The sequence below is a fragment of the Halopseudomonas sp. genome (assembly GCF_047631575.1).
GTDB lineage: Bacteria > Pseudomonadota > Gammaproteobacteria > Pseudomonadales > Pseudomonadaceae > Halopseudomonas.
Map to the genome: position 1 here is coordinate 304,961 of NZ_JBLIAB010000002.1, position 13,463 is coordinate 318,423.

Annotated in this window: 11 protein-coding genes; 3 read left to right on the forward strand and 8 right to left on the reverse strand. The window is 55.0% G+C overall.

What is annotated here, in order from left to right; translation table 11 throughout:
* The 7 genes from ACJAXR_RS05470 to ACJAXR_RS05500 form a co-directional block, all read right to left on the reverse strand.
* A complete protein-coding gene (locus ACJAXR_RS05470) occupies window positions 1-918 on the reverse strand; it encodes an FAD:protein FMN transferase (RefSeq protein WP_415057240.1) in 918 nt (305 codons plus the stop codon).
* Window positions 919-1,024: 106 nt separating this feature from the next.
* On the reverse strand, window positions 1,025-2,251 hold the full coding sequence (gene nqrF / locus ACJAXR_RS05475) for an NADH:ubiquinone reductase (Na(+)-transporting) subunit F (RefSeq protein ID WP_415057478.1): 1,227 nt from the start codon (window positions 2,249-2,251) through the stop codon (window positions 1,025-1,027).
* 13 nt (window positions 2,252-2,264) lie between these two features.
* On the reverse strand, window positions 2,265-2,873 hold the full coding sequence (nqrE, locus tag ACJAXR_RS05480; RefSeq protein WP_415057479.1) for an NADH:ubiquinone reductase (Na(+)-transporting) subunit E: 609 nt from the start codon (window positions 2,871-2,873) through the stop codon (window positions 2,265-2,267).
* Between the two features lie 6 nt (window positions 2,874-2,879).
* Window positions 2,880-3,551 (reverse strand): NADH:ubiquinone reductase (Na(+)-transporting) subunit D, encoded by a 672-nt coding sequence (locus tag ACJAXR_RS05485; RefSeq protein WP_415057241.1) that lies wholly within the window; start codon window positions 3,549-3,551, stop codon window positions 2,880-2,882.
* Between the two features lie 2 nt (window positions 3,552-3,553).
* Complete coding sequence (locus ACJAXR_RS05490) at window positions 3,554-4,330, reverse strand: Na(+)-translocating NADH-quinone reductase subunit C (RefSeq protein ID WP_415057242.1); 777 nt, start codon at window positions 4,328-4,330, stop codon at window positions 3,554-3,556.
* Complete coding sequence (locus ACJAXR_RS05495; RefSeq protein WP_415057243.1) at window positions 4,320-5,534, reverse strand: NADH:ubiquinone reductase (Na(+)-transporting) subunit B; 1,215 nt, start codon at window positions 5,532-5,534, stop codon at window positions 4,320-4,322. Before ACJAXR_RS05495 ends, ACJAXR_RS05490 begins: the two co-directional genes overlap by 11 nt.
* Before the next feature lie 3 nt (window positions 5,535-5,537).
* Complete coding sequence (locus ACJAXR_RS05500; RefSeq protein ID WP_415057244.1) at window positions 5,538-6,875, reverse strand: Na(+)-translocating NADH-quinone reductase subunit A; 1,338 nt, start codon at window positions 6,873-6,875, stop codon at window positions 5,538-5,540.
* Window positions 6,876-7,157: 282 nt separating this feature from the next.
* On the opposite strand from ACJAXR_RS05500, the gene ACJAXR_RS05505 reads away from it, so the two are divergent.
* Entirely contained in the window at window positions 7,158-7,718 is a 561-nt protein-coding gene (locus ACJAXR_RS05505) for a chalcone isomerase family protein (protein ID WP_415057245.1), read from the forward strand.
* Between the two features lie 92 nt (window positions 7,719-7,810).
* Here the strand turns inward: ACJAXR_RS05505 and ACJAXR_RS05510 are convergent, their stop codons facing one another.
* Window positions 7,811-9,250 (reverse strand): glyceraldehyde-3-phosphate dehydrogenase, encoded by a 1,440-nt coding sequence (locus ACJAXR_RS05510; RefSeq protein WP_415057246.1) that lies wholly within the window; start codon window positions 9,248-9,250, stop codon window positions 7,811-7,813.
* 151 nt (window positions 9,251-9,401) lie between these two features.
* On the opposite strand from ACJAXR_RS05510, the gene mfd reads away from it, so the two are divergent.
* Together mfd and ACJAXR_RS05520 are read left to right on the forward strand one after the other, a co-directional pair.
* Window positions 9,402-12,887 (forward strand): transcription-repair coupling factor, encoded by a 3,486-nt coding sequence (gene mfd, locus ACJAXR_RS05515; RefSeq protein ID WP_415057247.1) that lies wholly within the window; start codon window positions 9,402-9,404, stop codon window positions 12,885-12,887.
* Window positions 12,884-13,462 (forward strand): CsiV family protein, encoded by a 579-nt coding sequence (locus ACJAXR_RS05520; protein WP_415057248.1) that lies wholly within the window; start codon window positions 12,884-12,886, stop codon window positions 13,460-13,462. Before mfd ends, ACJAXR_RS05520 begins: the two co-directional genes overlap by 4 nt.
* Window position 13,463 lies beyond the last annotated feature (1 nt).

The window sequence follows — 13,463 nt, forward strand, 5'->3', positions numbered from 1 at the left end:
TTACTCCTCACTCTGTATCAGAGCCTCGAAAGGGGGTGTTTGCCGGGATATGAACCCGTCCCCTTCGCGCAGCACAAACAGCGCTGCAACATTGTTTTCCTGTGCGTATTCCCACCCTTTATCCGGGCCAAGAACCATTAACAACGTCGAAAGACCATCGGCCATCAAAGCCGAAGGATCCATGACCGTTACCGAAGCAAGATCATGCATAACCGGCCACCCAGTCAGCGGATCAACCGTATGCGAATAACGTTTACCTTCATATTCAAAATAATTGCGATAGTCACCTGACGTAGAGACTCCGTACCCGTCGAGCTCCACGATCAGCCTAACTGTTCGCTCCTCGTCCCGAGGCTCCTCTATGGCAATCCGCCATGGACGGCCACCGGGTTTGGTTCCGGCTGCCTTGAGCTCACCTGTCATCTCGACCATGTAACTGCTGATACCCAGCGACAGGAGCTGTTTCGTCACCTGATCAACCATGTAGCCGGCGGCGAGACTGCTGAAATCAATTTTGAGACCGCGCTCCTTGCACAACTCATTGCCATCAATGCGCAGATGCTGCTGACCGACGTCCAGCAGTGCGGCATCGATATCCGTTTGTAGCGGAACCACCTGCATACCGTCTCCGTGGGTAAAGCCCCAAATGTCCAGCAAAGGCGCCACAGTCACATCAAAACCGCCGTTGCTGGCGGTGTTCAATGTGTCGGCAAGCCTGACCATGTCCAGCACTGATTGCGGCATGGACTGACACGAGCCGGATGGCAATGCGTTGAAGCGCGCGAGATCGGAGTCATCACGCCAGGTCGATACCTGCGCATCGAATAAGGCCAGCGACTCATCAAGAATGGCTTGCAATATTTCTGGCTCAGGCGCGCCATCAACAGCCACCCATTTGACCGAATAGGTGCTGCCCATGGTGCTTCCCGAGATTTCGGAAACCGGTACTGCGGAATTGAAACAGCCCGCTATCGCTGTTGCAAAAGCAACAACCATAGCGGGCCGCAGGATGCGATAGAGCACTCTAGCCGCCGAAATCATCAAGCATGATATTTTCCGGCTCGACGCCCATATCCTGCAGCATCTTAATCACCGACGCGTTCATCATCGGCGGACCGCACATGTAGTACTCGCAATCTTCAGGTGCCGGATGGCTCTTGAGGTAATTATCAAGTAGCACGTTATGGATAAAGCCAGTAGGGCCCTCCCAGTTGTCCTCAGGCAAGGCATCGGACAATGCCAGGTGCCACTTGAAGTTATCGTGTTCCTCCTGCAACTTGTCGAACTCTTCAACATAGAAAGCTTCACGCAACGAGCGGGCACCGTACCAAAAGCTGATCTTGCGGTCGGTCTTGATGCGGCCCAACTGGTCAAAGATGTGCGAACGCATAGGTGCCATGCCGGCACCACCACCGATGAAGACCATTTCGGCCTCTGTTTCCTTGGCGAAAAACTCACCGAACGGACCGAATACTGTCACCTTGTCGCCCGGTTTGAGGGCGAAGCACCAGGATGACATCTTGCCGGGTGGTAAGTCATCGCGGCCAGGCGGCGGAGATGCTACCCGCAGGTTGAACTTTACGACGCCGCGCTCTTCGGGGTAGTTGGCCATGGAGTAGGCACGAATAACCGTTTCATCGACCTTGGACACAAAGCGCCACATGTTGAACTTGTCCCAGTCGCCCCGAAATTCGGGCTGAATATCGAAGTCCTTATAATTCACCGTATGCGGCGGGCATTCAAGCTGCACATAACCACCGGCACGGAAATCAACATTCTCGCCCTCGGGCAATTTGAGAATCAGCTCCTTGATAAAGGTCGCGACGTTGGGATTGGCCTCAACTGTGCATTCCCATTTCTTCACACCAAAGACTTCTTCAGGCACTTCGATCTTCATATCCTGCTTGACCGGGGCCTGACAGGACAGACGCCAGCCTTCATTGGCTTCGCGCTTGGTGAAGTGCGACTCCTCGGTCGGCAGCATAGATCCACCGCCTTCCTCGACAATGCACTTGCATTGAGCACAGGTCCCACCGCCGCCACAGGCAGAGGATAGAAAAATACCGTTGGCAGACAACGTATTAAGCAATTTTCCGCCAGCAGGCACTGTGATCGTACGCTCGCCATTGATCTCAATGGTGATATCACCGCTAGTGACCAGTTTGGAACGGGCAATCAGAATCACGGCAACCAGAGACAGCACAATCGCGGTGAACATACCCACGCCCAGAAAGATTTCCATGTTCATCAGTTACAGCTCCTGTTTACAGTTGCACGCCGGAAAACGACATGAACCCCAGGGACATGAGTCCCACGGTGATGAAGGTAATACCCAGCCCACGCAGGCCGTCGGGAACATCGCTGTACTTGAGCTTTTCCCGAATACCCGCCAACGCGACAATAGCCAGCGCCCAGCCGACACCCGCGCCAAACCCGTAAACAACGCTCTCACCGAGGGCGTAGTCCCGTTCGACCATAAACAACGACGCACCTAGAATGGCGCAGTTCACTGTGATGAGCGGTAAAAACACACCCAGCGCGTTGTAGAGCGAGGGTACAAACTTGTCCAGCAGCATCTCAAGGATCTGTACCAGCGCGGCAATAACCCCGATGTAGCTGAGCAGCCCGAGGAAGCTGAGGTCCACGTTGGGCAGCCCGGCCCAAGCTAGGGCACCATCACGCAACAGATAGGTATAGATCAGGTTGTTCGCCGGCACGGTGATAGTCAACACCACCACAACAGCGATACCCAGACCTAATGAGGTCTGTACCTTTTTTGAAATGGCAATAAAGGTACACATCCCAAGAAAGAATGCCAACGCCATGTTCTCGACGAAAATAGCCCGAACCAGCAGGCTTAGATAGTGTTCAATCATGACTTACATAGCCTCCTTGAGGGTACGGCTTTGCGGCGCCATCTTGAACTCTGCCTCTTCAACCTGTTCAGTCTTCCACGAACGCAGTGCCCAGATGATCAAACCAATAATAAAAAATGCAGAGGGCGGCAACAGCAGCAAGCCATTAGGCTGATACCAACCACCGGCATTGACCAGCGGCAGAATTTCGAAGCCGAGCAACTTGCCCGCCCCAAACAGTTCGCGCACGGTCGCTACCATGATGAGAATGACGCTGTAGCCAAGACCATTGCCGACGCCGTCAAGGAAACTCATGTGCGGCGGATTTTGCATTGCAAAAGCTTCTGCGCGGCCCATCACGATACAGTTAGTGATAATCAGACCAACAAACACCGATAACTGCTTGCTGATGTTGTAGGCATAAGCCTTGAGGAGCTGATCGACCACGATAACTAGCGAAGCAATGATCACCATTTGCACGATCATACGGATCGAACCGGGTATGTAGGTACGGATACTCGATATGAAAAAGTTGGAAAAAGCCGTCACCGACGTCAGAGCCAGACACATGACCAACGTGACGTTCAAGCTGGTAGTGACGGCTAGGGCCGAACAGATCCCGAGGATCTGCAAGGCGATCGGGTTATTACTAAAAATCGGTTCGAGGAGCACCTGTCTGGCGCTTGCTTTGGCCATGATTATGCCTCTCCTGATCGGAGGTTATTGAGGAACGGACGGAAACCGCTTTCGCCCATCCAGAACTGCACCAGTTTTTCCACGCCACGGCTGGTTAGAGTAGCGCCCGCAAGGCCATCAATCTTGTGCTCAGCGTCAGCCATGCTCGGATCGACGCTGCCTTTGATAACCTGGACTGCAACCTGACCTTCCTCGTCATAGACGACTTTGCCAGTCCATTGCGCTTTCCAGTTTGGATTATCTACTTCACCGCCAAGACCAGGGGTTTCGGCATGTTGGTAGAAGCCCAAGCCCACGACCGTCTTGAGATCCCCTTCCAGAGCAACAAAACCATACAGTGTCGACCACAAACCATAGCCATGGATCGGCAGAATCATGGTTTCTATACCACCCTCTTTTTCGACCATGTAGACAGTCGCATAATCAGCACGACGACGAATGCTCGCTATATCGACGGATGCATCCAGCCTCTTCGACATATCAGGCTCCTTTGAAGCCTTTTGCTGATCGTAGGTCAAAGGGTCCACTGCATCACTAAACTCTCCAGTGCGCAGGTCAACCAAACGCGCCGTGACTTTTTTGAATTGCTCTTCGACACTGACGCCTTCTTCCAGCAAACCGGCAATCGAAAGAATGTTGCGCTTCTTATCCAGTAGCTGGTTAGTGATCTGCACCGGCTTGAGCGACACCGCTGCAACCGAAACCACTACCGAACAAACCAGACAGACCAGCAACGCAACCGTGATGGTGCGGCTAACGGATTCTCTATTACTGGACATTGCGCACAAGCCTCCGCTTTATATTGGCCTGGACGACAAAATGGTCGATCAGGGGAGCAAACAGGTTGGCAAACAGAATCGCCAGCATGATTCCCTCCGGGAAAGCAGGGTTGACCACCCGGATCAACACAACCATTACACCGATCAAGCCGCCATAGATCCACTTGCCCTGATTCGTCATCGATGCCGAAACGGGGTCGGTCGCCATGAAAATCATGCCAAAGGCAAAGCCACCAACCACCATGTGCCAATACCAGGGTACCGAGAACATCGGATTAGTCGTGGATCCCAGCATGTTGAACAACAGACTCAAGCCGACCATGCCAAGCATCACGCCTGCAACGATACGCCAGTTAGCAATCTTGGTTGACAGCAGTACCGCGCCACCAATAAAGATCGCCAGGGTGGAGGTTTCACCGATCGAGCCATGAATATTGCCGACAAAGGCATCAAACCAGCTAATGCCCTGAGACATGATTGCCTCTACACCGCCAGAAGCCGCTAGGCTCAAGGATGTTGCGCCAGCGTAACCATCAACAACGGTCCAGACTGCGTCCCCGGACGAGGATGCCGGATAGGCAAAATACAGGAACGCCCTGCCGGTCAGCGCCGGATTCAGGAAATTCTTGCCAGTGCCGCCGAAGACTTCCTTGCCGATCACAATACCGAAGCTGATACCCAGTGCGACCTGCCACAGTGGAATACTGGGAGGCAGAATCAGCGCGAACAGAATGGAGGTTACGAAAAACCCTTCATTGACCTCATGTTTGCGAATGGAAGCGAACAGCACTTCCCAAAAGCCACCGACCAGAAAGGTCACTGCATACACCGGGAGAAAATAAGCCGCACCGTGTATCACATTGTCCCAGAGACTTGCCGAGTTGAAACCGGCCAACATACCGATCAAGCTAAACCGCCAGCCTTCCTGCGCTGCAAGCAGCTCGGGGTTGGCGGCAAAGATGATATTGGCCTGATAGCCTATGTTGTACATGCCGTAGAACATCGCGGGGAATGTACAGAGCCAAACGGTAATCATCATGCGCTTGAGGTCCAGACCGTCGCGCACATGCGCTGTGGTCCGGGTCACGCTACCAGGGCGATAGAAAAAAGTATCTACAGCCTCGTAAAGGGCATAGAACTTCTCGTGCTTGCCACCCTTTTCGAAGTTGTGCTCGATCTTGTCGAAAAATGCACGCAAACCCATGGCTTATCCCTCCTTCTCGATTAACGTGAGATTGTCACGCAAAATCGGGCCATATTCATATTTGCCGGCGCAAACGTAACTGCACAGGGCCAGATCTTCTTCATCCAGCTCCAGACAGCCCAGTTTCTGGGCCATATCCGTGTCGCCGACGATCAGGTAGCGCAAGAGTTGCGTTGGCAGGATGTCCAGCGGCATGACCATCTCGTAGTTACCGAGCGGGACCATAGCGCGGGGGCTACCATTAGTTGTTGTAGTAAAATCGAATTGCTTGTTGGCTTTTAACTTGGAAACAAAAATATTGAGCACTGAGTGCTTGTTCACACCCGGCCGCAGGTAGTGAATCATCTCACGGTCATCGCCTTCGGCGAGCACCGATATTTGCTGATGATAACGCCCCAGGTAGGCTACCGGACCCAGTGCAACACGACCGCCGAACACAGAGCCGGAGATGACCCGGTTGTTGCCCGGCTGCAGCTCGCCCGCAGTAAGTTCGTCCAGGTTAGCGCCCAGACGCGTTTTTAGCAGCCGGGGTCGCTCGACCATGGGTCCGCCCAGAGCAACGACACGTTCTGTCCATAACTTTCCGTCGGTGAAAAGGTGGCCAATCGCGATGACGTCCTGGTAATTGATCTGCCAGACCGTCTTGCCAATGCTGACCGGATCAAGCATGTGTATGTGTGTACCAGGCAGACCTGCCGGATGCGGCCCAGCAAAGCTTTCGCAACGCACCCCATCCAGATTTTCGCCCGGGACGCTGGCGTCTTCAGCGCGGCACAACCAGATACGGCCCAAGCGAGCCAATACTTTGAGACCGTTTTCAAATGCGCCGGCGTATTCCTTCAACACTAATGCCGGGTCGGCTGCCAACGGATTGGTATCCATCGCAGTCACAAAAATCGAATGAGGCTCACTCTCCACCGCCGGAACACGACTGTAGGGCCGCGTGCGCAGCGCTGTCCACATACCTGACTCAATGAGCTGCTCGCGAACTTGCTTCGGATCGAGACCAGACAGGGATGCCTCTTCGTGGGCAGCAAAGCTCACAGACTCGTCGCCATCCACGTCGATCACCACAGACTGCAGGACGCGTCTGTCGCCCCGATTGATCGCACTGACCACGCCTGCTGCAGGTGCGGTATAGATAACGCCGGGGCTCTTCTTGTCACTGAAGAGAATCTGGCCTAACTTGACCCGGTCACCCTCTTGAACTTCCATGGTCGGTTTCATACCGTGGTAATCGAAACCGACCAGGGCAACGCTGCGCACCGGGCGGGCGTCGTCTACAAGTTGCTCGGGGGAGCCGGTGATTGGCAAATCCAAGCCCCGTTTGATTTTTATCATACGTATAGCCTAATCACTGGTTAGAATCATCAAGGGCGGATCGAACATCCGGCTAAAAGCGCCGCCGAGCACTGCTGGAGGCAGAGAAAAGTTAACCAGACAGGATCGCAAACCCTCATCTAAAATCCAGTCAAGTATAAAGATCATGGCCTGCCAATACTACTCAAGGCCTTGGTTTTTTCAGGTTTCTTGCTGTTACACAATCTGCGTCAGGACGAATTGACCATGCCCAGCCTGAAGTACTTACTAATGATTAAACCACTCAATCGTGAGGGACAATAGATGATTAAACGATTCCTTTTTTTGGCTCTTGTTGCTTTGCCTTTGAGCTTGGCGGCCAACGAGGAAAGACTGGCTCAGGCCGGTTTCCCGGAGCGCTTGGAAGTCGTAGGGCAGGAACTGGTGCTGCGCAATGCCAGCGTGCTCAAGTATCTTTTTATCGATATTTACAGCGCCGCTCTACTCACCCCGCCGGGGCAACCATTGGCAAATCCAATCGTGCCCGGTGAGCCTTTGCAGCTGGAGCTGTATTACTATCGTAATATTGATCGCGAAGATGTGATCAAGGCTGCCTGGGTGGCACTTGAACGACAATACGACGAGCGGACGCTCACACGGTTGCGTCCAGGTGTTGACGCTTTGCATGATACCTTTACCGACATCAAAGCAGGTGACCGTTACGCCTTAACGCTGGACGCTCAGCATCGGCTGACTCTCCAGTACAACGGCGTAATGTCCTTCCGTTCTGACGACAGCGAACTGGCCCAGGCCTACGTAGGCATATGGCTGAAGGAAGACGGACTTTCCGATAACCTGCGCGAAAAACTGACCGCAGAGAGATAATTCTATTACGGACAAATCCTGAACAAAAAGAAAGGCGCTTTTGCGCCTTTCTCATTTCTTACCCGTCACAATAGCTGCAACTTGACTACGCGTTAGACTGGGAAAGCCGGGGGGTTGACGTTACCGAGATCTTCAAGGATCCGAACAACTTGGCAGCTGTAACCGAACTCGTTGTCGTACCAAACATAGAGAATCAGACGGTTGTCATTACAGATTGTCGCTTCTGCATCGATCACACCTGCGTGCCTCGAACCGACAAAATCACTGGAAACAACTTCCTGAGAATTGGTGAAATCAATCTGCTTGTGCAGGTCAGAGTGCAGCGCCATGTAGCGCAGGTACTCGTTGACCTCATCACGATCTGTCGCCTTTTCCAGATTCAGATTGAGGATCGCCATCGATACATTGGGTGTGGGTACCCGAATCGCGTTACCACTCAACTTGCCGCCCAGCTCCGGCAGCGCCTTGGCCACAGCCTTGGCAGCGCCCGTCTCGGTGATTACCATATTGAGTGCTGCACTACGACCACGCCGGTTGCCCTTGTGGAAGTTATCGATAAGGTTCTGGTCGTTGGTATAGGAGTGCACGGTTTCGACATGGCCATTAACGATGCCGTACTTATCGTTGATCGCCTTGAGCACTGGCACGATGGCATTAGTCGTACAGGACGCCGCGGAAATGATCTTGTCATCCGGGGTGATAGTCGCGTGATTGATTCCATGCACAATGTTCTTCAGATCGCCCTTGCCGGGCGCAGTCAGAACGACTTGGGTGGCGCCGGGACACTTCAGGTGCTGGGACAGACCCTCAGCATCGCGCCACACCCCGGTGTTATCCACAACAATGGCGTTTTCGATACCGTATTGCGAGTAATTAACGCCGCTCGGATCGCTGGCGTAGATCACCTGAATAATCATGCCGTTGGCGGTCAAGGTGTTATTCTCTTCATCCACCTTGATTGTGCCCTGAAAAGACCCGTGCACCGAATCACGGCGCAGCAAACTGGCGCGCTTGACCAGGTCATTGGTCGCACCCTTGCGCACGACGATAGCGCGTAGACGCAAACCGTCACCCACACCGATTTTTTCGACCATGATGCGTGCCAGAAGACGACCAATACGACCAAATCCATAAAGCACGACGTCCCGACCCTGGCGGCGCTCACCTTTGTGCCCGATCACATCAACCAGTTCCTTGCGCAGGAAAGCGTCCAGATCATCGCCACCTTCACTACGAAACTTCTCAACCAGACGAGCCAGATCAATCGAGGCAGGACCCAGATTCAGATCTAGCAGAGCCTTGATCAATGGAAAGGTGTCATGCACCGACAGCTCGGTATCGTCAATCTGGCGGGCGAAGCGGTGGGACTTGAGGATACTGATCACTGACCGGTTAACCAGCCCCCGACCATAGATCGAAGTGACCACATTGTGCTCACGGTAAAGGCGACCGATCAGCGGAATCATCGCTTCAGCGGTAGATTCGCGATCCGTCCAGTTTTCCAGGCATTGGTCATATTGGGCTTGAGTCACGGCTTTTCCTTCCAGGTCATGGGCTCTAAAGGGCCGATATTATGCTTTTGTTCTGGCAGCGAGGCAATCATCCCGGAAAAACCGCTGCAACCGCGGCACAGTCGCCCAGACAAAGGTACACTTGACGTTTTTATAGATGGACCGCTAACGCATGCCTGCCAATACAACCATACTCGCTTCTGCCGACGCGATTGCCGTCCATGGCAAAACGGCCTGGGGCAACCTCAGCGGTGCTGCCAGGGCACTGGCTATTGCCGAGGGCGCTCTGCTGCACAAAGGCTTGAGCCTGGTCATAACACCCGACACAGCAATGGCTGGTCAGCTCGAACAGGAGCTGCGGTTTTTTGCTCCTGATCTGCCGGTGCTCGCCTTTCCAGACTGGGAGACACTCCCATACGATCGCTTTTCACCGCATCAGGACATCATCTCCCAGCGCCTGAAAACGCTTTATCAGCTGCCGTCCGTTACCCAGGGCATCATTGTTGTACCCATGACCACCCTGCTCCACCGCATTGCGCCCCGCTCGTTCCTTGGCGGCTCGGTGTTGATGCTCGAACTGGGCCAGCAACTTGATATCGACAATATGCGCATGAATCTGGACGCAGCCGGATATCGCTGCGTTGATACGGTCTACGAGCATGGCGATTACGCCGTACGTGGCGCTCTGCTAGACCTGTATCCGATGGGTAGCCGGCTACCCTTGCGTATCGATTTGTTCGACGATGAGATCGAAACGCTGCGTACCTTCGACCCGGAAACCCAGCGCTCGATCGATAAGGTTGAGCGTGTGCACCTGTTGCCTGCCAAGGAATTTCCGCTGGACAAGACGGCCCTGACGGGTTTTCGCGCCCGATTCCGTGAAAGATTCGATGTCGACTACCGACGCTGCCCCGTCTATCAGGACCTCAGCGAGGGTCTGGTGCCCGCAGGGGTGGAGTATTACCTGCCGCTGTTCTTCGAGGAGCTGCACAGTCTCTTCGACTACTTGCCGGCCAATACGCTCCTGTTTAGCCTCCCCGGCATTGAAGCCAGCGCCGAGCATTTCTGGACAGATGTACGTAATCGTTATCAGGAGCAGGGTGTCGACCGTACCCGCCCACTGCTTTCTCCGGCAGAGCTGTTCATGGCTGTCGAGGACTGCTTCGCGCTAATTAAAGACTTCCCGCGCATCGTCTGCCATCAGGACAACATCGGACCGGCCGCCGGCAACCTGCATTTCAGCTGCCAGCCACCCCCAGAACTGCCAATCGATAACCGGCTGGACAAACCGCTGGCGGCACTTGAATCCTTTGCTGACGCTTTTGAAGGGCGCATTCTTTATGTAGTAGAAAGCGCCGGCCGCCGCGAAGCCATGCTCGAATTGCTTGCCCGTATCGACGTTAAGCCAGAAAGTGTTGAGACCTGGCCAGAGTTTCTCGCCGCCCGCGCAGCGCAGGCGATCATCATCGCACCCATCGACCAGGGCATGCTGTGCGGCTCTCCCGTCATCGCGCTGATTGCCGAGAACCAGCTGTTTGGTCAGCGGGTCATGCAGCGCCGCCGCCGCGGCAAAGCCACGGACCTAGGCGATGCGGTCATCCGCAACCTGACCGAACTGCGCGAAGGCTCGCCCGTTGTGCATATCGACCACGGCGTCGGCCGCTTTCTCGGCCTGGTCAACCTGACGGTGGAAGATCAACAGGCAGAGTTTCTCACGCTGCTCTATGCCGATGAGGCAACGCTTTACGTCCCGGTCGCTAATCTGCATCTGATCGCCCGCTACACCGGTGGCGAAGACGACAGTGCGCCGTTGCATCGTCTGGGCTCCGAACAGTGGCAGAAAGCCAAACGCAAGGCTGCCGAAAAGGTCCGCGATGTTGCCGCAGAGCTGTTGGATGTATACGCCCGCCGTGGCGCGCGCAAGGGCTTCAGTTTCAGCGCGCCCGAGCGCGACTACCAGGTGTTCGCCGATGCCTTCCCGTTCGAAGAAACTGCGGACCAGGAAGCGGCAATTGAAGCCGTAATTAGCGACATGATCAAATCGCAGCCCATGGATCGTCTGGTCTGCGGCGATGTCGGATTCGGCAAGACCGAAGTGGCCATGCGCGCAGCCTTCCTGGCTGTGCACGGCGGCAAACAGGTTGCCGTGCTAGTACCCACCACCCTGCTCGCGCAACAGCATTACAACAGTTTCCGCGACCGCTTTGCAGACTGGCCGGTCAAGGTCGAGGTCATGTCCCGTTTCAAATCAGCCAAGGAAATCAAGGCAGCCGCGGCGGATCTGGCCGAAGGCAAGGTCGATATCATGATCGGCACACACAAGCTCTTGCAAGGCGACATCCAGTTCAAGGATCTGGGCCTGATGATCATCGATGAAGAACACCGCTTCGGAGTGCGCCAGAAAGAACAGCTCAAAGCACTGCGCAGTGAAGTCGATGTACTGACGCTTACTGCCACGCCGATTCCACGTACTTTGAATATGGCCATGTCGGGCATGCGCGAGCTGTCGATCATTGCCACGCCACCGGCGCGCCGTCTGTCGGTGCGCACCTTTGTCATGCAGCAGCAAGCACCGGTACTCAAGGAGGCCATCCTCCGCGAATTGCTCCGCGGCGGGCAGGTCTATTATCTGCACAACGAAGTCCAGACCATCGAAAAATGCGCAGCAGACCTGGCCGAACTGGTGCCTGAAGCCCGCATCGGCATCAGTCACGGGCAGATGCCCGAACGCGCACTGGAACAGGTGATGGGCGACTTCTATCATCGGCGCTTCAATGTGCTGGTGACGACCACCATCATCGAGACCGGCATCGACGTGCCTAATGCCAATACTATCATTATCGAACGGGCAGACAAGTTCGGTCTGGCGCAGCTGCACCAGTTACGCGGACGCGTTGGCCGCAGTCACCACCAGGCCTACGCCTACCTGCTCACCCCCCATGGCAAGAAACTCACCAGTGATGCGGAGAAACGGTTGGAAGCCATTGCTGCCGCTCAGGAACTGGGAGCCGGCTTCACCCTGGCGACCCATGACCTGGAGATCCGCGGTGCCGGGGAGCTTCTGGGCGATGGCCAGAGCGGACAGATACAGGCAATCGGCTTTACCCTGTACATGGATATGCTCGACCGCGCGATAAAAGCGATCAAGTCTGGTAACACGCCGTCGCTGGACCAGCCGCTGGGCGGCGGGCCGGACATCAATCTACGTTTGCCCGCACTGATCCCCGACGACTACCTACCAGACGTGCACAGCCGCCTGATCCTGTACAAACGCATAGCCAATGCAGTCGATGATGAGGCCCTTAAGGATTTGCAGGTAGAGATGATCGACCGCTTCGGGTTATTACCCGAGCCGGCGAAAACCCTATTCAGGGTCACTTCGTTGAAATTGCGCTGCGGACCGCTGGGGATAAACAAAGTCGATGTCGGCCCAGAGCATGGTCGTCTCGAGTTTGCCGCCGATACTCAGGTGGACCCGATGACGCTGGTCAAGCTGATTCAGGATCAGCCCAACCGGTATAAGCTTGAAGGGGCCACGCTATTTCGTTTCAGTGCGCCAATGGGTGCTACCGACTTGCGTATGAATACGATCGAAGCTTTGATCAGTCGCCTGGAATCACCCCAGCCAAGCCAACAAGGGAAAGGAAAACGCCCATGATCCGTGCCATCCGTATGACGCAATCATTATTGCTGCTGAGCCTCATCTCTCTGACAGCAGTGACCCAAGCCCAGAGTGAGAGTGCCTACCAGATAGAAGCAATACTCTTCGCTCAGCCCTCGGGGCAGATCAGCGGTGAACGTACGCCTGATAGCGACTGGGCGAATGGGGCGATCATGCTCGAAGAGACGGCGCGCAGCGATGTGCGCAAGCTGGACAGCACCCAGCATCGCCTGGACCGTGAGGCCGACAAGCTGACTGCCCAGGGCTATCAGATACTCATGCATAACGCCTGGATTCAACCGACTGATAGCCGGCTGAAAGTAGCCGTTCATCAAGGAGAACGTCTCGGCGATCATTTTCCTGTCGAAGCCGTTGTCGGTCTACAACGCAATCAGGATTCGCTCGCGCTGGACGTCAAAGCGTGGCGGCACATGGCAGCACGTGACCAGACTGATCAGAACGGCACGCTGGTCAGCGAGCAATTGCATCAAATCCGTCGACTCAGACTGGACGAAGTCCATTACCTGGATCACCAGAGCATGGGCATGCTGGTTAAGGTAAGCCGCCGTTAAA

Bases quoted from the DNA above. Each gene is read 5' to 3' on its own strand.
- ACJAXR_RS05505 (WP_415057245.1), top strand. From the start codon at position 7,158: ATGATTAAACGATTCCTTTTTTTGGCTCTTGTTGCTTTGCCTTTGAGC.
- mfd (WP_415057247.1), top strand. From the start codon at position 9,402: ATGCCTGCCAATACAACCATACTCGCTTCTGCCGACGCGATTGCCGTC.
- ACJAXR_RS05520 (WP_415057248.1), top strand. From the start codon at position 12,884: ATGATCCGTGCCATCCGTATGACGCAATCATTATTGCTGCTGAGCCTC.
- ACJAXR_RS05485 (WP_415057241.1), bottom strand. From the start codon at position 3,551: ATGGCCAAAGCAAGCGCCAGACAGGTGCTCCTCGAACCGATTTTTAGT.
- ACJAXR_RS05495 (WP_415057243.1), bottom strand. From the start codon at position 5,534: ATGGGTTTGCGTGCATTTTTCGACAAGATCGAGCACAACTTCGAAAAG.
- ACJAXR_RS05490 (WP_415057242.1), bottom strand. From the start codon at position 4,330: ATGTCCAGTAATAGAGAATCCGTTAGCCGCACCATCACGGTTGCGTTG.
- ACJAXR_RS05470 (WP_415057240.1), bottom strand. From the start codon at position 918: ATGGGCAGCACCTATTCGGTCAAATGGGTGGCTGTTGATGGCGCGCCT.
- ACJAXR_RS05500 (WP_415057244.1), bottom strand. From the start codon at position 6,875: ATGATAAAAATCAAACGGGGCTTGGATTTGCCAATCACCGGCTCCCCC.